This window comes from Frigoribacterium sp. AC512 (assembly GCF_979258295.1).
Map to the genome: position 1 here is coordinate 2,875,880 of NZ_OZ409850.1, position 16,873 is coordinate 2,892,752.

Annotated in this window: 19 protein-coding genes; 7 read left to right on the forward strand and 12 right to left on the reverse strand. The window is 73.5% G+C overall.

Going from position 1 to position 16,873, the window contains the following annotated elements:
* Positions 1-123: 123 nt before the first annotated feature.
* Together ACZZ97_RS13255 and ACZZ97_RS13260 are read left to right on the forward strand one after the other, a co-directional pair.
* Positions 124-669 carry an RNA polymerase sigma factor gene (locus ACZZ97_RS13255; protein ID WP_314104110.1) on the forward strand — a complete coding sequence of 182 codons (546 nt, stop codon included), beginning with the start codon at positions 124-126 and terminating at the stop codon, positions 667-669.
* Positions 659-1,912 (forward strand): hypothetical protein, encoded by a 1,254-nt coding sequence (locus ACZZ97_RS13260; protein WP_463473447.1) that lies wholly within the window; start codon positions 659-661, stop codon positions 1,910-1,912. The genes ACZZ97_RS13255 and ACZZ97_RS13260 overlap by 11 nt, the downstream gene beginning before the upstream one ends.
* A gap of 172 nt (positions 1,913-2,084) precedes the next feature.
* On the opposite strand, the gene ACZZ97_RS13265 is transcribed toward ACZZ97_RS13260, so the two are convergent.
* Positions 2,085-3,533 (reverse strand): carboxylesterase family protein, encoded by a 1,449-nt coding sequence (locus tag ACZZ97_RS13265; protein ID WP_463473448.1) that lies wholly within the window; start codon positions 3,531-3,533, stop codon positions 2,085-2,087.
* A gap of 41 nt (positions 3,534-3,574) precedes the next feature.
* Complete coding sequence (locus ACZZ97_RS13270) at positions 3,575-4,504, reverse strand: LysR family transcriptional regulator ArgP (RefSeq protein WP_463473449.1); 930 nt, start codon at positions 4,502-4,504, stop codon at positions 3,575-3,577.
* A gap of 69 nt (positions 4,505-4,573) precedes the next feature.
* Here ACZZ97_RS13270 and ACZZ97_RS13275 point away from each other — a divergent pair, with 69 nt between their 5' ends.
* Entirely contained in the window at positions 4,574-5,206 is a 633-nt protein-coding gene (locus tag ACZZ97_RS13275; RefSeq protein WP_463473450.1) for a LysE/ArgO family amino acid transporter, read from the forward strand.
* A 135-nt stretch (positions 5,207-5,341) separates the two neighbouring features.
* Positions 5,342-5,599 (forward strand): hypothetical protein, encoded by a 258-nt coding sequence (locus ACZZ97_RS13280; protein ID WP_463473451.1) that lies wholly within the window; start codon positions 5,342-5,344, stop codon positions 5,597-5,599.
* A gap of 65 nt (positions 5,600-5,664) precedes the next feature.
* Here the strand turns inward: ACZZ97_RS13280 and ACZZ97_RS13285 are convergent, their stop codons facing one another.
* The 7 genes from ACZZ97_RS13285 to ACZZ97_RS13315 all read right to left on the reverse strand — a co-directional run bounded on the left by ACZZ97_RS13285 (position 5,665) and on the right by ACZZ97_RS13315 (position 10,331).
* Positions 5,665-6,546 (reverse strand): manganese catalase, encoded by an 882-nt coding sequence (locus ACZZ97_RS13285; RefSeq protein WP_314103596.1) that lies wholly within the window; start codon positions 6,544-6,546, stop codon positions 5,665-5,667.
* A gap of 27 nt (positions 6,547-6,573) precedes the next feature.
* Positions 6,574-7,164 carry a DUF3618 domain-containing protein gene (locus tag ACZZ97_RS13290; protein WP_463473452.1) on the reverse strand — a complete coding sequence of 197 codons (591 nt, stop codon included), beginning with the start codon at positions 7,162-7,164 and terminating at the stop codon, positions 6,574-6,576.
* Positions 7,161-7,517, reverse strand: coding sequence for a phage holin family protein (locus ACZZ97_RS13295; RefSeq protein WP_233569147.1), 357 nt, complete (start codon positions 7,515-7,517; stop codon positions 7,161-7,163). The genes ACZZ97_RS13290 and ACZZ97_RS13295 overlap by 4 nt, the downstream gene beginning before the upstream one ends.
* 119 nt (positions 7,518-7,636) lie before the next feature.
* On the reverse strand, positions 7,637-8,635 hold the full coding sequence (locus ACZZ97_RS13300; RefSeq protein ID WP_463473453.1) for a hypothetical protein: 999 nt from the start codon (positions 8,633-8,635) through the stop codon (positions 7,637-7,639).
* A 365-nt stretch (positions 8,636-9,000) separates the two neighbouring features.
* Entirely contained in the window at positions 9,001-9,261 is a 261-nt protein-coding gene (locus ACZZ97_RS13305; protein WP_463473454.1) for a hypothetical protein, read from the reverse strand.
* 112 nt (positions 9,262-9,373) lie between these two features.
* Positions 9,374-9,964, reverse strand: a complete 591-nt coding sequence (locus ACZZ97_RS13310; RefSeq protein ID WP_314104415.1) for a dienelactone hydrolase family protein — start codon at positions 9,962-9,964, stop codon at positions 9,374-9,376.
* Positions 9,965-10,043: 79 nt separating this feature from the next.
* Complete coding sequence (locus ACZZ97_RS13315) at positions 10,044-10,331, reverse strand: hypothetical protein (protein WP_314104417.1); 288 nt, start codon at positions 10,329-10,331, stop codon at positions 10,044-10,046.
* Between the two features lie 310 nt (positions 10,332-10,641).
* Between ACZZ97_RS13315 and ACZZ97_RS13320 the strand changes: the two genes are divergently transcribed.
* Positions 10,642-11,997, forward strand: coding sequence for an NAD(P)/FAD-dependent oxidoreductase (locus ACZZ97_RS13320; RefSeq protein ID WP_314104418.1), 1,356 nt, complete (start codon positions 10,642-10,644; stop codon positions 11,995-11,997).
* Positions 11,998-12,341: 344 nt separating this feature from the next.
* Here ACZZ97_RS13320 and ACZZ97_RS13325 read toward each other — a convergent pair whose 3' ends face one another.
* Positions 12,342-13,820 (reverse strand): MFS transporter, encoded by a 1,479-nt coding sequence (locus tag ACZZ97_RS13325; protein ID WP_463473455.1) that lies wholly within the window; start codon positions 13,818-13,820, stop codon positions 12,342-12,344.
* A gap of 115 nt (positions 13,821-13,935) precedes the next feature.
* Between ACZZ97_RS13325 and ACZZ97_RS13330 the strand changes: the two genes are divergently transcribed.
* Entirely contained in the window at positions 13,936-14,607 is a 672-nt protein-coding gene (locus ACZZ97_RS13330) for a TetR/AcrR family transcriptional regulator (protein WP_463473456.1), read from the forward strand.
* A 191-nt stretch (positions 14,608-14,798) separates the two neighbouring features.
* On the opposite strand, the gene ACZZ97_RS13335 is transcribed toward ACZZ97_RS13330, so the two are convergent.
* Positions 14,799-15,290, reverse strand: coding sequence for an FBP domain-containing protein (locus ACZZ97_RS13335; RefSeq protein WP_463473457.1), 492 nt, complete (start codon positions 15,288-15,290; stop codon positions 14,799-14,801).
* A gap of 390 nt (positions 15,291-15,680) precedes the next feature.
* Complete coding sequence (locus ACZZ97_RS13340; protein ID WP_233569146.1) at positions 15,681-16,013, reverse strand: winged helix-turn-helix transcriptional regulator; 333 nt, start codon at positions 16,011-16,013, stop codon at positions 15,681-15,683.
* A gap of 191 nt (positions 16,014-16,204) precedes the next feature.
* Between ACZZ97_RS13340 and ACZZ97_RS13345 the strand changes: the two genes are divergently transcribed.
* Complete coding sequence (locus tag ACZZ97_RS13345) at positions 16,205-16,855, forward strand: NAD(P)-dependent oxidoreductase (protein ID WP_463473458.1); 651 nt, start codon at positions 16,205-16,207, stop codon at positions 16,853-16,855.
* Positions 16,856-16,873 lie beyond the last annotated feature (18 nt).

A 16,873-nucleotide genomic window follows, 5' to 3' on the forward strand; every position in this document is an offset into this window, starting at 1 on the left:
CAGGTACCTGCCGACCCGCCCTCGACCCGGAAGACCCGCCCTCGGCGACACGTGCCGAGATTTCTCGACGATTCCTGTCAGACCTCGGCGATCTGCGACATTCCTGTAGTGAGGGGGGCAGACATGGACATGACGACGGAGAACGACTCCGACCTCGTCCGACGCACGTCGGGCGGGGACGAGCGGGCGTTGTCGGAGATCTTCGACCGTTGGGCGCCGACGCTGACGCGCTACGCGTGGGCGCTGGCCGACAGCAGGATGGACGTGGAGGAGATCGTGCAGGACACGCTCGTCACCCTCTGGCGCCGCTCCGCCGAGATCACGCTGCACGACGGCTCGCTGCTGCCCTGGCTGCTCGTCGCCTGCCGCAACCACGCGATGAACCTGAGGCGCAAGCGGCAGCGCACCGAGGCGGACGAGCTGCCCGCCGAGCTGGTCGCCCCCGCCGACGACGACGCAAGGGAGGCGCGCGAGCGGCTCCGCTGGGTCCGCGCCGAGATCGAGGCGCTCAGCCCCGTCGACCAGCAGATCTGCGAGCTGTGCCTGATCGAGGGACGCAGCTACGCCGAGGCCGCGAAGCTGCTCGGGCTGAGCGTCGGCGCACTGACACAACGGGTCTCCCGGACCCGGACACGACTGAGGAAGGCGGTGATCCGCGATGGACGTTGAGCCCCCCACCGGAGACGACCTGAACCGCATGCTCGTCTCGATGAAGCAGGACGTGCTGCGCCGCGCAGCCGCCGAGCCCCCGGCGCGACGACGCCCCTGGGCCCGCCGCCACCTCGGCCTGACCCTCGGCCTCGTCGCCCTGCTCGGCGTCGGGGGCGCAGGAGGCGCGCTCGCGCTGGTGCTGCCCTCGCCGTTCCAGGCGTCGCCGGCCGCCACCCCCACGAGCACGCCGTCCGCGACGCCGACCGCGCGCCCGACGCCGACCGCGACGGCCGCCCCGGTCGTCCCGGCGCAGCCCGCCGCGCCGTCCGTGGCGCTCGGCGTCGACTGCGCGACCCTCGGCGAGCGCATCGGCGTCTCGACCGTGGTGCCGCGCGGCGCCGTGACGCCCGAGGTGCCCCAGGGCAACACCCCCCTCGACGCCGCCTACGACCAGGTCGGGGCGCTCGAGTGCAGCTGGTCGACCGACGGCGACATCTACGAGCTGTCCGTCCTCCAGGTGACGGTCGTCCCCGCCGGGGACCGGGGGCGCGAGTGGATCTCGGGGCTGCGCGAGTCGGGGCTCTCCGACCAGGGCCTCGGAGACGTCTCCGCGGGCGCCTGCGAGGGTGCCGCGACAGGGTGCCGCACCTCCGTCGTCGTGGGTCCGTGGTGGTTCGAGAGCAGCGGCTACGTCGAGTACGAGGCGACGCCGGACACGTTCCGCCCGGTGCTCGCCGCCTTGGCCGACGAGTTGCGTTCACAGACCCCGGGCGCCGCGTGGAAGCCCCCGGCGACGAGCTGGGACGAGACCACGTGCTCCGACCTGCCGTCGGCTGCCCGCATCAGCGAGCTCCTCACCGGCGGCGTCCCCACCGAGGTCACGGACGCCTTCAGCTACTACCTGCACACGGGCATCTTCGAGACGCAGCAGCGGGCCGAGGGCTGCGACTGGCTGGCAGCGCCCGATGCCGACAGCGCACGTCCCCAGGGGGTCACGGTCACCTGGGCCTCGGGCTCGGGATGGGCCCTCGACAGCGTGTCGCCGCGCGAGAGGTCGGCCGTGACGGTGGCGGGCGCGGACGCGGCCTGGGCCGCGTGCATCGAGGCCGAGGGGAACGCGTGCTGGATCGACGTGCTCGTCGACGACACCTGGGTCCAGGTCCGCGGCGGCTCCGGTGTGACGTCGGAGAACCAGGACGTGCTGATCCCGGTGGCCGAGGCGGTCATCGCCGCCCAGGCAGCCGCCTCCGGACGGGGTTAGTCCGGGCCTGGGCAGCCCCTGCGGGGGCACAGGGACCATCCGGCGCGGGGGCGCCGGACGGACCGGTCGTCGGGGAGGGACGGCCGGCGAGAGGGGGAAGACGCGGGAGCGTCGGGTCGAGCACGAGGGGCACCGACCCGCCGCTCCCGTTGTCGCGTGCGCAGAGCCGCGCTCAGCCGCGGTCGAGCACCAGCGCCTGCGACGCCCCGGCGGCGGCGTCCGCCGCGACGGTCCCGGTCCGCGCGAAGTCGGCCCAGATCTGCCGCACCCGCCGCCCGAGCCGGTCGACCTCCGCCCAGTCGGACTCGCCCAGCAGGGCCGACCGGCCCCACGCCTCCTCCGTGCCCAGCAGCAGCGGCAGGTCGGTGATGTGCGCGGCGCCGTAGCGGCTGCCGCGCGGCGCCCAGCTCAGCTCGTACCGCACGGCCCGACCGCCGGAGGCGCGGTGCCGGGCGACGAAGCGGCGTGCGTCGCGTCCGTACACGGCCCCGGTCGTCGCCCGGACGAGCACGCGGCGCAGGAGCCCGCCGACGACCGGCAGGCTCGTCAGCACGTCGAGCGGCCGGACGAGCGGCACGTAGAGCCCGGTCTCCTCCGTCGTCGCGCCCATCAGCAGGTCGACGTGCGGGGCGACGTCGCGCCAGGCGGCGTCGCGGTCCTCCTCGGCGGGCAGCGGGGCGCGGCCGTACTGCGGGCCGAACGGCATGCCCCCGCGCAGCCCGAACCGCAGGGCGACGCGCTCGGCTAGGGGCTGGCCGGCGAGCAGCTCCTCAACGGTGGCGTCGGGAGCGGGCGCACCCGTGACGCGCAGCATCGCCTTCGTCATCGCGGACCGACCACGGTCGAGCCCGAGCGGAGCGCTCTGCACGATCGCCCGGCGGAACAGCCCGCGCGCCCCCTCGCTGATCATCAGGTGGGCGATCGAGTCGCCGCCCGACGACTGGCCGAACAGCGTCACCGTGTCGGCGTCGCCCCCGAACGCGTCGATCGTCTCGTGCACCCAGCGCACGGCCTCGAGCTGGTCGAGCAGCCCGAGGTTGGACGGGACCCGCTCGCCGTCGCCGAGGAACCCGAACACCCCCAGCCGGTAGGTCACCGTGACGACGACGACGCGCTGCTCGACCACGAGCGAGCGCGGGTCGTAGACCGCCAGGTCGCCCGCCCCGTTGACGTAGGAGCCCCCGTGGATCCACACCATCACGGGCAGCCGCTCCCCCGGCGCGAGGTCGGCGGGCAAGGTGATCGACAGCGCCTGGCAGTGCTCGGAGTCGACCATGCCGCGGGCCGCGTCGTCGAAGAGCACCTGCATCGACGGCGACGACAGCTGGGGCGACGCGGGCGCGCGCTCGAACGCGAGCAGCGGCACGGGCCGCCCCTCGTCATCGACCGCAGGAGGTGCGGGCCGGGGAGCCTCGAACCGCTCGGCCACCGCGTACGGCACGCCGAGCACGCGCACCACGTCGCCGTCGACGCGCCCGACGACCGTGCCGACCCGCGTCTCGAAGGTGCGGGTCTCGGCGTCGCCGACCTCGGCCGCGGGCGTCTCGGACGTGCTGGTCTCGGACGTGCGGGTCTCGGACGTGCGGGTCTCGGGCGTGCCGGTCTCGGGTGCGCTGTTCACCGGCTCACGCTACGCGCGCCTCCTGTGCCCGAGCGCGCCCCTCACGCCGGCAGCAGCACCTCCGCCGCCGAGCGCCGCACCGACTCCGTCAGCGTGTCGAGCAGCCGCGACGACAGGGCCCAGCGCTGCCAGTACAGCGCGAGGTCGACGTGCTCGCCGGGGGCGAGCTCGACGAGCGACCCGTCGGCGAGCAGGTCGAGGCACTGCGCCTCGGGCAGCAGCCCCCAGCCGAGGCCGAGCCGAGCGGCCCGCGCGAAGTCGGCCGACGACGGGACGAACGTCCGCGGCGGCCGCGGGTCGTAGCCGAGCGACGCCCGGAGGAACCCCCGCTGCAGCTGGTCCGACCGGTCGAAGTCGAGCATCGGCGCGGCGTCGACGCGGCCCATCGTCGGCACTCCCCCGAGCCAGCGGTCGACGAAGCCGGGGCTGGCGACCGCGCGGTAGCGCATCAGCCCGAGCGGCTCGGACGAGCAGCCCTGCAGCGGCTCCCGCGTCGACGTGACCGCGGCGAGCACCGTGCCCGAGCGCAGCAGCGAGGTCGTGTTCTCCTGGTCCTCGCGGTGCAGGTCGAAGACGGCGCCCACCTCCGGCGGCAGGGCGGCGAGCGCCTCGAGGAACCAGGTCGCGAGCGAGTCCGCGTTCACGGCCACGGCGATCGACGTGCCGAGCCCGCCCGGCCCGCCGGCGCCTCCCGGACCGCCCGCGCCGTCGCCGGCGCCCAGCTCGACCGCCGCGTCGTCGGCGAGCAGCTGCACCTGCCGGGCGTAGCGCAGCACCACGTCGCCGGCCGCGGTCGTCACGACGGGCGTGGTGCGCTGCACGAGCACCTGTCCCGCGGTGCGCTCCAGCTGCTTGATGCGCTGCGAGACGGCCGACTGCGTCATGTGCAGCCGCTGGGCGGCCGCCTCGAAGGTGCCCTCGTCGACGAGGGCACGAAGGGTCACGAGGTGCTCCGTGGCGAAGGTGATCATCAGCAGAGCTTATGCAGCATCACGAACATGAGCTAGAGAGATGCCCCGCCTCCTCCCTAGCGTCGAGCCGTGACCTTCTCCTCCCTCCTGCTGCCCGCCCTGTTCGGCATGGGCACCGGCCTCGCCCTGATCGTCGCGATCGGAGCGCAGAACGCCTACGTGCTGAAGATCGGCCTGCAGGGCGTCAACCGCGTGGTCCTCCCGGTCATCGCGGTCTGCGCCGTGAGCGACGCCGTGCTGATCATCGCCGGGGTCGCCGGCGTCGGGGCCTTGATCGCGGCGGCCCCGCAGGCTCTCGTGGCGGTGCGCATTGTCGGGGCCGCGTTCCTGCTCGTCTACGCGGGGTTCGCCGCGAGGCGGGCGATCCGGCCGTCGGGCGCCCTGCAGACCGAGGGAGGCGCGGTGCAGCCGAGCAGGAAGACCGCGGTCGTCACCGTGCTCGCCCTCACCTGGCTGAACCCCCACACCTACCTCGACACGATCGTGTTCCTCGGGTCGGTGGCGAACCAGCAGCCGGGCGACCTCCGCTGGTGGTGGGCGGGCGGGGCCATCGCGGGCAGCTTCCTGTGGTTCGCGGCGCTGGGCCTCGGCTCGCGCCTCCTCAAGCCGTTCTTCGCGAAGCCGTCGTCGTGGCGCGTGCTCGACGGCCTGATCGCCGTGGTGATGACGGCGCTGGGGCTTCGACTGCTGCTCGGGGCGTGACGCACGCCTCCTCGGTCGGGGTGTTGTTTTGAACTGTTCAAGAAAAGGCGCTAGGGTGGTGCTCACGCCGACGGAGACGAGCACCCCGCCCTCAGTCGACCGGCGGCCCTCGTCTCCCTGAACGAGGAGGCCCCCATGGACCGCACCGCATCGACCACTCCCGCCCAGCCGTTCCCGCTCGGCGGCCGCTACGTCAGCACGACCCGCCGCGACGAGCCGATCGGCTCGTACGTCTCGACCGCGCACCGCGACGCGGTCACCATCGGCGCCTACGTGTCGCCGTCGGTGCAGCGCACCTCGCTCGGCCGCTACGTGCGCGCCCAGCTGAACGCGTTCAGCACCCGCACCTCCACGATCCGCACGCACACCGGCTCGATCGTCCTCGGCCGCTAGCACCCGCCGCCACGACGCACGACGACCCCGCCCCTCGAGGGGACGGGGTCGTCGTGCGTCTGCGCTCAGCCCTTGTGCAGCGCGTCCTTGACGGCGCCCTTCGTCTTCTCGAGCAGCGGCGACTTGCCCGTCGTGCCGTGGAAGCGCTCGTCCGGCGTGGTCGGAGCGGGCATCGGCGCGGTCGTGGTGGGACCGTCGTGGTACGAGAACTCGCCCTTGCCGTCGGGCGAGGGGCCCGAGGCCCACGACCCCTCCTTCGCGTGCTCGCCGTCGGAGAAGTTGAGGTACTGGTAGTTCACCGTCTGGTCCTCCTTCGACTGGGGGAACGTGCTCGGCACCGGGAACTGCTCGATCCCGTCGTCCTGCAGCTCCTGGATGGCGGCCAGCCACTGGTTCTGGTGCATGGTGTCCCGGGCGATGAGGAAGCTCAGCAGGTCCTTCACGCCCTTGTCGTCGGTCATGTGGTACAGCCGCGCGGCCTGGAGACGGCCCTGCATCTCGCCGTTGGCGTTCGCCGTGAAGTCGGCGAGCAGGTTGCCGCTCGAGGTGATGAAGGCGCCCTGCCACGGGTTGCCCATGCTGTCGACCGGGCGGGCGCCCGCGCCGGCGACGATCGCCTGCTGCACGTCGGTTCCGCCGATGACGGCTGCCATGACGGGGTCGTTCTGCACGGCCTCGTCGGTGAGCCCGACGGGGGCCTTCTCCAGCAGCTGCGAGATCATGATGGCGAGCATCTCGACGTGGCCGAACTCCTCCGCGGCGATGCCGTAGAGGAGGTCGCGGTACTTGCCGGGGATGTGCGTGTTCCAGGCCTGGAAGCCGTACTGCATGGCGATGGTGATCTCGCCGTACTGGCCGCCCAGCACCTCCTGGAGCTTGCGCGCGTAGACCGCGTCGGGGGCGTCGGGGGTGGCGCTGTGCTGCAGCTCTTGCTTGTGGAAGAACATGTGGTTCCTTTCGAGAGGGTGACGGGCTCAGGCGCCCTGGACGGTGTCCTTCGACTGCTGGGCGCTGTCCTTGACGTCGCCGGCTGCCGACCGGGCGTCGTCCTGGACCGTGCTCGCCGCCTCCTGAGCGGTGTCCTTCACGCTGGCGAAGGCCTCCTGCGCGGGCTCCTTGAGGTTCTGCGCGACGTCCTGCGCGGCGCCCTTGGCGGCGTCGACGGCGGGCCCGGCCTTGTCCTTGGCGGTGGCGGCCAGCTCCTGCTCGGCGTCGGACGCGGGGATGAGCGAGGCGACGAGCGCACCGACGCCGAAGGCGATGAGCCCCACGGCGAGCGGGTTGCCCTTGGCCTTGCCGACGGCCTGGTGCGCGGTCTCCTTGGCCGAGTCAGCGGCGCCGGAAGCTGCCCCGGAGACGCTGCTCGTGCCGCTGTGGGCGGTGCCCATGACGGACTCCTTCATGGTGGTGAACTTGCCCTTGACCTTGTCGGTCTGGCGGTGGGCGATGCTCGTCGGGTTGACCTTGTCGGCCAGCGTGTCGACGTCGTAGCTGAGTCCGGCGCGGGTGCGCTCGATCTCGGCGCGGATCTCCTCGGGGGTCTTCGACCCGTCTGCGTTGCTCATGCGGTGCCTCCAGGCTTCACGGTGTCGGGGATCTTCTTGAGGGAGTCGACCGTCTTCGGCGCCCCCTGGATCTGCTTCAGCTCCTTCTTGCCGCGCAGGAACAGCACGAGCGCGACGACGCCGTAGATCACCGCGATGATCAGCGACGACCAGCCGAGGCCGATGAGGGAGCCGAGGCCCCACATCGCCGCCAGCGACAGGAACAGCAGGGCGAACAGGCCGGTGAGCCCGGCGCCGCCGAACATGCCGGCGCCCTTGCCCGCCTTCTTGGCCGAGACGCTGAGCTCGGCCTTGGCCAGCTCGACCTCCTGCCGGAAGAGGGTGGAGATGTCGCCGGTCACGCCGCTCAGCAGGTCGCCGAGCGACGTGTTCGCCGCGCGTTCCTCCGGAGCGGGCGAGTCGGGGCCGGGGACCCGGGGGTCCGGGCCGCCGACGGGAGAGGACGGGTACGCCGCCCCCGTTGTCGGGTCGGTCACGGGCGCGCCCCCGTGGAGTCGGGCCAGGTGCCGGGCACGCTGCTGGTGCTCGTGCCGGCGGTGCCGGAGGCGCCGCCCGTCGCGCCGAGGCCGGGGACGTCGCCCTCGGTGACGACGTCGTACTCGCCGGCGATCGGGCCGGTGGCCGAGGTGCCCGTGGTGTGCGCGGCACCGGTGCTCGGGGTGGTGGTGCTCGGGGTGCCGGTGCCGGTGCCGGTGGTCGAGGTGCCGGTGCTCGACGCGGCCCCGTGCTCGTCCTTCGCCTCGGCGGTCAGCGACTTGACGACGCGGCCGGCGAGCAGGCCGGAGACCGCGGCGATGGCGATGAAGGTGCCGGGCTTGCGCGCGGCGAAATGCTTGACGTCGTCGAGCAGCGACCCCGGGTCGCGCCCCTCGAGCCACTCGGCGACGCCGTGCGCGCGGCCCGACAGGTTGCCGACGAGCTGCTGTGCGACTCCGCCGTCGGAGCCCTGCGCCATCGACTCGAGCTGCTGACCGACGGTGCGGAGGCCGGCCGCGGCCTTCTCCTGCTGTGCGCCGGCCTGGTCCCTCAGCTCGGACGTCGTCTGGCCGAAGAGCTGCTTCGCGTGGTCGGCGGCCTCCGAGGCGACCTTGCCGGCCTGCTCCGTGGCGCTGCCGGCCACGTTCGCGGCCTGCTCCTTGGCATCGCCGGCGACCTTGCCTGCCTCGCCCTTCGCCGCGTCGGCCTTCCCGCCGCCGCCCGAGTCGGAGTCGCCGGTCGAGCCGGTCGCGCCGGTCGTGCTGCCGCCGACGGTGCCGTACGCGCCGGTCGAGCCGACGGCGGTGCCGTCGGTCGAGGAGGCGCCTCCTGCGGCGCGGGGGACGCCGTCGACGTCCGTGTCGTCCAGCGGGCGCTCGAGGCTGCTCTCGACGTCGCGGTAGGCACCGGCCTCGCCGAGCGGCGAGCCGGTCTCGGCGGCCTGGTCGTACACGGGGGTCGACGGCGTGGTGCCGTCTCCGTTGGTGTCGCTCATGTCGAACCTCTCCAGGGTCGTGACCGTGGTGATCACGGTCGTCTGTGGTCGCCTCAATCTGTCCCGAGCCGAGGGAGGCTCGTCCCAGGAACGAGCATCAGGGGGACAAAGAGGCAGGGGGGCTTGACCCCGTCCCCTGCCAGCAGCGACAATCCGCGCGCGTTCGACAGCCAGCCTCCCGTTCGACGGGGTACGCCGAGCGCCCGCGACGCCTGTCGTCGCGCCCGCGACACGGGTCTCCGCACGCGCGGACGAGCGGTTCTCCGCGCGACACGAGCGCCGGGACGCCGGGACGCCCGACGCCCGGACGCGCAGCGAGGCCCCGTCCTCCCGGGACGGGGCCTCGCCGTGGAGACGGCCGCGGACTAGCTGACGGCTGCCGAGCCGGTGACGCCCGTGCCGCTGGTGCCCGTGCCGTCCGTCGGCGCCGGGCCGCCGCCCGCGCGCGGCACGCTCTCCGTGCCGTCCTGCTCGGACGACTCGGTGTCGGCGTCCGCACCCTCCGCGTCGCGGAAGGCGCCCTGCTGGCCGAGCGGCGACCGCCCGTCGGCCTCCACGCCGGAGCCTGCGTCGACGTCGGTCCCGGTCGTCGCATCGTCGTCGTGCGCGTGCGTGGTGTCGCTCATGTCAGGCCTCTCGCTCGTGTCGTCCGCGGGTTCGTGCCGGTGGTGAGGGCGCCGCGGTCGCTCCACTCTGCCCCGGAGGCGCGGGCCGGGGCCCAGGGAGACGCCAGCGCCGTCAGTGCCGTGCGAGGAAGTCGAGCGTGCGCTCGGTCAGCAGCGCCGCGGCTGCCGGCTCGTACGCGGCCAGCGACGAGTCGGCGAAGAGGTGCTCGCTGCCGGGGTAGGTGAAGACCTCGGCGTCGGCGTCGGGGTCGTCGGCCCGCAGCTGGGCCACGAGCTCGCGGGCGGCGTCGAGGTCGCCCTCGTCGGCGAAGAAGGGGTCGTGGTCCATGCCGTGCACCTGCAGGGCGAGGCCGGCCGGCCAGGTGCCGAACTCGGCCGCGGGCACGCAGGCGTGGAAGAAGAGCGCGCCGCGGGCACCGGGGCGCGACTGCGCCAGGTGCTGCGCGGGCAACACGCCCAGGGAGAAGCCGGCGTAGACGACGTCGGCGTCGAAGTCGGCGGCCGAGCGGACCCCGCGGGCGGCGACCTCGCCGACGCCGAGGCCGTGCACGAACTCGAGGCCCTCGTCGATCGAGTCGAAGGTGCGGCCCTCGTACAGGTCGGGCGTGTGCACGACGTGGCCGGCGGCCCGCAACGCGTCCGCGAAGGCGACGACCCCGCGGGTCAGGCCCTGGGCGTGGTGGAACAGGACGACCTCGGTCACGGCTGCGCGCCTCCTCGACTGCCGTCGGCTGGGTGCGCGACGGTCGTCACGACCCTAGCCCGAGCCCGGGGGGCCACCGTCAGCGGTGGAGGCGGCGACGGCGTCGCGCGGGACGGTCGGCGGAGAAGAGCGGGACGACGGGCGCGAGCGGCCGGTCGTCGGGGTCGGGCGCGCTCGGGGGCGACGCGTCCTCCGTCAGGTGGCTCGTCTCCGCGTCCGCGTCGTCGTCGATCACGAGCCCGGCGATCTCGGCGCCGAGGGGGACGAGGTCCTCGAGCGACGCCACCAGCCGGAGGCGGTCGTCGCCCTCGCGGTCACGGCGGACGACGGGCGACGCGTCCCGACGCCAGAGCACGTAGCCCTTCACGGGCGCTCGCCCGGCACGCAGCGGCCTCGACGGTGGTGTCCTGTCACGACGATGTACCCCCTCGGCCGTCCGCTCGCGCGGGGCCCTCTGATCCGGTGACGACGACCCTACGCCGCCCGCGCCGGGTCCGGCCGACGACGCCGGGAGGCCTCTCGGAGCGTTCAACGACACCCGTTGCGCAGCCTGCAGAACGGTGTCCGACGGACCCTCACAGGCGAGTACCCTGACACGGGCGGAGGAACCAGCCGCCTGCAGATCGGGGTCACCGGCGACCTCCGCCACGAACCGAGCACCCCGCAGGAGCACCCTCATGTCCGACGACCGCACCTCCGACGAGCGACCTGCCGGCACCTCCAGCCCCACGCCCGCTGCACGGCCCGCGCGGCCCCACGTCGTCGTGGTCGGCGGCGGCTTCGCCGGCATCGCCACGATGCGCGCCCTCAAGGACGCCGACGTCGACATCACGCTGATCGACCGGCACGTCTACAACATGTTCCAGCCGCTCATGTACCAGGTCGCGACCGGCGGCCTGAACGCCGGCGACGTGACGTACTTCCTCCGCAGCCTGCGCTCGAAGCAGTCGAACGCCGACTTCCGTCACGGCCTCCTCACGACCGTCCGTGCCGACGAGCGCGTCATCACGCTCCGCGACGGCGAAGAGATCTCGTACGACGCGCTGGTCCTCGCGAACGGCGTCAACACGAGCTACTTCGGCACCAAGGGCGCCTACGAGTTCGCCTACTCGATGTACTCCCGCTCGCAGGCCCTCCGCATCCGCGACGAGATGTTCACGCAGCTCGAGAACGCGGCGGCGTCGCAGGGCAGCGGCGAGGTCCGGGTGGTCATCGTCGGAGGCGGCGCGACCGGCGTCGAGATGGCCGGTGCGCTGGCCGAGCTCCGCGACCAGGCCCTCAAGGACGCGTACCCCGAGATCGACGCCTCGAGCATCACGATCACGCTGGTGCACCGCAGCGGCGAGCTCCTCAAGCCGTTCGCGCCGCGCCTCCGTCGCTACGCCGCCAAGGTGCTGCGAAAGCGCGGCGTCGACCTGCGGCTCGACACCGGCGTCGAGGAGGTCACGCCCGACGGCGTCCGCACCGCCTCGGGCGAGTTCATCCCCGCCGAGCTCGTCGTCTGGGCCACCGGCGTCGCCGCGCACGCAGAGGTGGCCGCCTGGGGCGTGCCGCAGACCCACGGCGGTCGCATCCAGGTCAACGACGACCTCACGGTCAAGGGCCTCGACCGCATCTGGGCTGCAGGGGACATCGCCGCGACCGACGAGGCCCTGGCCCAGCTCGCCCAGCCGGCCATCCAGGGCGGCGAGCACATCGGCGAGCAGATCGAGCGCCTCCTCGCCGGCAAGCCGTCCACGCCGTTCAAGTACCACGACAAGGGCACGATGGCCACGGTCGGCACGAACGCGGCCGTGGTGCAGCTGCCGAACGGCTTCACGATGACCGGGCCGGTGGCCTGGCTGCTCTGGGTCTTCGTCCACATCACGAGCCTGCTCGGCAACGGCAACCGCCTGTCGACGCTGACCCACTTCTTCGTCCGCTACATGTGGGCGCTCCGCAAGCGGGCCATCCCGATCGTCGGCGACGTGCGACCGGTCCGCCCGAACGGCGACCGCGCCCCCGAGAAGTGGCAGACCGAGAAGGCCGAGTAGCCCGCCGACTCCCGAAGCGCGAAGAACCGCGGACCGAACCATGAACCGCGTTTCTTCGCGGTTCATCGTTCGGTCCGCGGTTCATGGTGGGCATGCAGCTCGAGGAGGTGCGGTGCCCGCCCGGCGCACATCGCACCTCCTGCGCCGCGCGAAGCACGAAACACGAAACACCCCGGAGTGGACCATCCACCCCGAAACGACGGGGTGCATGGTCCACTGCGGGGTGCATGGTCCCCTGCGGGGCGCGCGGCGCGCGGCGCGGGCGCAGGGCGCGGGGCGCGGGGCGCAGGGCGCGGGGTGCGGGGCGCGCGGCAGGGCGGGGCCGGGCCGGCCAGTGCCGGGCGTCAGCCCAGGTGCACCACGGGGCCGCTCGGGAGCAGCTCCTCCTTCGTGCCCCGGATCATGAAGAACGAGATCGGCGCCGCGATGAACGCGGCCACCGCGGCCGCGACGAACGCCGCCGAGTAGCCGTCGACGAGCGCTCCGAGCCCGCCCGCGGCGCTGCCGGCCACGGCCGACGCGTACAGGTTCGTGTAGACGGCGAGCCCGATCGAGCCGCCGATCTGCATCATCGCGTTCGAGGTGGCGCTGGCCGCGCCGGCCTCGTGCGGAGCGACCCCGGCGAGCGCGAGGTTCTGCATCGGCACGAAGATGCCGGCGAGGCCGACGCCCATCACGATCAGCGGGGGCAGCACGTGCGTCGCGTAGCCGCCCTCGGGCGTGATGAACGACAGCCAGAACAGGCCGGCGGCGGCCACGATCGGACCGACGACCATGAGGAGGCGCGGCCCGATCACCGGCAGCAGCTTCGTCAGGATCGGGGCCATCACCATGATGACGAGCGTCATCGGCAGGGTCGCGAGACCGGCCTCGAGCGGGCCGAAGCCCAGCACGATCTGCAGGTGGAACGTCAGGTAGAGCAGGGCGCCGATCATGACGCTGCCGACGATCAGCTGGACGAGGAACGCTCCGCCGCGCACGCGGTTCGTGAGCACGCCGAGGGGCAGGAGGGGGTGGTCGCTGCGCTTCTGGACGAGCACGAACAGGGCGAGCAGGCCGGCGCCGAGGGCGATGAAGCCGATCACGACGGGGCTGCCCCAGCCGTCCTCGGCCTGGGTGAAGCCGTAGACCAGGGACGCGAGGCCGAGGGCCACGACGACCGTGCCGACGACGTCGAGCCGGTTGTCGCCCTCGGCCTTGCTCTCGCGGACGACGAGCGCGGCGGCGACGATCGCGACGATCACGATCGGCACGTTGACGAGGAGGCACCAGCGCCAGCTGACGAACTCCGTGAGGACGCCGCCGAGCACCAGGCCGACGGCCGCGCCGGCACCCGAGATGGCGCCGAAGACGGCGAAGGCGGTGTTGCGCTCGCGTCCGCGCGAGAAGGTCGTGGTGAGCACGGCGAGGGCGGCCGGGGCGAGCAGCGCGGCGAAGACGCCCTGCAGCGCACGGGCGGTGACGAGCAGCTCGCCGGTCGAGACGAGCCCGCCGAAGGCCGACGCGGCGCCGAAGCCGACCATGCCGACGATGAAGGTGCGCTTGCGGCCCCAGAAGTCCGCGATGCGGCCGCCGAGCAGCAGCAGGGCGCCGAAGGCGAGGGCGTAGGCCGTGACGACCCACTGGCGGTTCTCGTCCGACAGGCCGAGCTCGGCCTGGGCCTGCGGCAGGGCGATGTTGACGATGGTGCCGTCGAGGACGACGACGAGCTGCGCGAGCCCGACGATCACGAGCACCCACCAACGGCGGGCGGACGGAGGTGCGGCGGGCGAGGACGCAGCGGGGATCGACCCGGTGGCGGGCCGTGCTTCTGAGGTGGTCACTGTTCTCCTGGTTCTGGTGCCCTGAGTCTCGGGGCGCTCCACGACGGGCGGCCGTCATGGACCTGGAGATACTACCTACTAGTTGGTTGGCTTTGTAAGGGGCTACTCTCGCCGCATGGCCTACGACGCGGACGAGACGCGCCGCCGCATCCTCGCGGCGGCCACGGCGGAGTTCGCCGAGCACGGCCTCGCCGGCGCCCGCGTCGACCGGATCGCCGCGGCGGCCACCTGCAGCAAGGAGCGCCTCTACGCCCACTACGGAGACAAGGAGTCGCTCTTCACCGCGGTGCTGAACGCCTCGTTCGCTCACCTCGGCGAGGCCGCCTCGGCCGACTTCGCCTCCGTCGAGGACTTCGCGGTCGCCGTCTTCGACCACCTCGTCGACAACCCCGCCAACCAGCGCCTCCTCGCCTGGGCCCGGCTGGAGCAGCGGCACGACTGGGCGGCGTCGTTCGGGGTCCTCGAGAGCGTGCGGGCCACCTCCGTCGGGCACCTCGAGCGCCTCGTCGGCGCCGACGCGTCGGGCGCATCGGGCGCATCGGGTGCATCGGGTGCGTCGGCCGCATCGGGCGCATCGGGTGCGTCGGCCGCATCGGGCGCGTCGGCCGCGTCGGCCGCGTCGGCGGAAGCGCCGCCGTGGTCGCCCGACGACCTGTTCGCCCTCGTGCTGGCCATCGCGTCGGCGTGGGTCCAGCTGCCGGGCCTGCCCGACGACCAGCCGCGCACGGCTGACGTCGACGCCCAACGCGAGATCGTGCGCGTGGCCGTGGGGCGCCTCCTCGGGTGACGCCCCGGCGGTCCTCCCGGGCCGGTGGTCGGCCCCGCTGACCCGGCCGGCGGCGTCGAGTGGTCCCGAACGGTTCCCCTGGGGGCAGGGAACGACCAGTTCGGACCACTCGGCGCCTGCTGGCCGAGCCGGCCGGGTCAGCCGAGTCAGCCGCGCCGGCCGGGCCAGCTAGGTCAGCCGAGCCAGCCGGGTCAGCGCCCGTCGACCACCGTCCGCACGAACCCGGCGGTCCGCTCGCGCAGGCTGAGCACCCGCTGCTCGACGGCGGCCGCGACGTCGAAGCCGAGGTACGCGGGCGGCGGCGGGCGGTGGGCGTTCGCGCTGCACTCGAACCCGGCGCAGACGAGAGTGCCGACGGTGTCGCCGTTGCGTCCGGCAGCACCGGCCCGCTTCGCGCTGAAGAAGGCGACCGGAGCGGGCAGGGTCACGTCCTGGCACCAGCTGCACTGCGCTCGCGACCGGGGCGTGGCCTCGGCCTGGCGCAGCACGAGGCCGACGGGCTCGCCGTCGACGGGCACGACGACGTAGGCCCGGCGGGGCAGCTTCGGGTCGCGCCAGCCGACGAACTCGAGGGAGTCCCAGTCGAGGGCGTCGAGGTCGGGCGGGAGCACGAGGTCGGAGGTCTCCTTGCGCGAGGCGTTCGCGAAGGAGGCGCGGAGGGCGGAGGCGGTCAGGGGCAGCATCAGGGGTTCACCAGTCGTTCAGGGTGCTCAGGCGCCGGGCCGCGCGCACCTGCCCCGGCCCCGTCAGGACGTGCCCGCACGACGAGTGGTCAGCTCCGGTCGATCCCGCGACGGGGACGGACGAGAAGTGACCACTCGACGGCGGGCAGGCATTTCGAGGGGCGAGGAGGTGCGCGCACGACGGCGCACACGAGCAGTGATCAGGGGAGGAGAGAGGGGGTGTCGACTGTGCGACTACCTGCCGCCGGCGGAGAGTGCGCCGACGACCTCCTGACGCCCCGAGGGCTGCGCGACTGCGGTGATGATCACGGGTCGACGATACGTCTCGTGCCGGGCTGCGTCCACCCCGGGGCCGGGGCCGCGGGGCCGCCGGACCGCCGGCCGCCTGCGTCAGCCCTCCGCGCCTCCGCCGGCCCTCTCGTCGTACTCGGCCCAGGCGCCGGAGACCTGCCCGAAGTGCGCGATCGACCACTCCTCGAGGGCGCGCAGCGGTGTCCGCAGCGTCTCGCCCGCCTCCGTCAGCTCGTAGACGACGCGCGGCGGGACCTCGGCGAAGACCGTCCGGGTGACGAGCCCGTCGCGCTCGAGCCCCCGGAGGGTCTGCGTCAGCATCTTCTGCGAGATGCCCTCGACGCGCCTCCGGATGTCGGAGAAGCGCAGCGGACCCGTGCCGAGGGAGCCGACGACGAGCACCGTCCAGCGGTCGCCGATGCGGTCGAGCAGGCGGCGCGACGGGCAGCCCGCGGCGTACGGGTCGAGCGGGGGCGGACCGCCCGCAGGAGGAGCGGGAGCGACCGCCGGGGCAGCGTCCGAGCTGGTGATGGTTACCAAAAAGTGCCTACTTCCCATCAGTGACCAATGGACCTAGCGTAGCCGCGAAGCCCCACGGACAGAAGAACCAGAAGGAGAACGCCATGACCCGCATCACCGTCGTCGGAGGGACCGGCTACGCCGGCAGCGCGATCGTCGCCGAGGCCGCGCGCCGCGGACACGAGGTCGTCTCGGTCAGCCGCAGCGTGCCAGCCGAGGAGGCCCGCGTCGCGGGTGTCCGCTACGAGACCGGGTCGCTCGTCGACGCCGACGTGCGCGCCCGCGCCGTGTCCGACGCCCAGGTCGTCGTCTCGAGCCTCTCGCCCCGCGGCGAGCTCGACGGACGCATCGTCGAGGTCGACCGTGAGCTCGCGGCCCTCGCCGAGCAGCACGGCGCCCGCTTCGTCGTCGTCGGCGGCTACAGCTCGCTGCGCCTCGAGGAGGGCGGGCCGCGCCAGGCCGAGACCGGCCAGATCCCGCCGGAGTACGCCGACGAGGCACTCCAGATGAACGAGGTGCTGAGCGAGCTGCTCACCAGTGCCGAGTCGCTGGACTTCACGTTCGTGTCGCCCGCGATGCAGTTCGGCGCGTACGCCCCCGGTGAGGCGCGGGGCCGCTACCGCGTCGGCGGCGAGGTCGCGTTCACCGACGAGGACGGCGCCTCCGCCGTCAGCGGAGCGGACTTCGCGCTGGCGATCGTCGACGAGATCGAGACGCCGGCGCACCGGCGCGAGCACATCTCCGTCGCGTACTGACGCGCCGCGCGCCCTGCC

Coding starts and splice junctions, on each gene's coding strand:
- ACZZ97_RS13285 (WP_314103596.1), bottom strand. CDS start 6,546: ATGTTCTTCCACAAGCAAGAGCTGCAGCACAGCGCCACCCCCGACGCC.
- ACZZ97_RS13320 (WP_314104418.1), top strand. CDS start 10,642: ATGTCCGACGACCGCACCTCCGACGAGCGACCTGCCGGCACCTCCAGC.
- ACZZ97_RS13290 (WP_463473452.1), bottom strand. CDS start 7,164: ATGAGCAACGCAGACGGGTCGAAGACCCCCGAGGAGATCCGCGCCGAG.
- ACZZ97_RS13300 (WP_463473453.1), bottom strand. CDS start 8,635: ATGAGCGACACCAACGGAGACGGCACCACGCCGTCGACCCCCGTGTAC.
- ACZZ97_RS13330 (WP_463473456.1), top strand. CDS start 13,936: ATGGCCTACGACGCGGACGAGACGCGCCGCCGCATCCTCGCGGCGGCC.
- ACZZ97_RS13255 (WP_314104110.1), top strand. CDS start 124: ATGGACATGACGACGGAGAACGACTCCGACCTCGTCCGACGCACGTCG.
- ACZZ97_RS13305 (WP_463473454.1), bottom strand. CDS start 9,261: ATGAGCGACACCACGCACGCGCACGACGACGATGCGACGACCGGGACC.
- ACZZ97_RS13260 (WP_463473447.1), top strand. CDS start 659: ATGGACGTTGAGCCCCCCACCGGAGACGACCTGAACCGCATGCTCGTC.
- ACZZ97_RS13345 (WP_463473458.1), top strand. CDS start 16,205: ATGACCCGCATCACCGTCGTCGGAGGGACCGGCTACGCCGGCAGCGCG.
- ACZZ97_RS13270 (WP_463473449.1), bottom strand. CDS start 4,504: ATGATCACCTTCGCCACGGAGCACCTCGTGACCCTTCGTGCCCTCGTC.
- ACZZ97_RS13335 (WP_463473457.1), bottom strand. CDS start 15,290: ATGCTGCCCCTGACCGCCTCCGCCCTCCGCGCCTCCTTCGCGAACGCC.
- ACZZ97_RS13280 (WP_463473451.1), top strand. CDS start 5,342: ATGGACCGCACCGCATCGACCACTCCCGCCCAGCCGTTCCCGCTCGGC.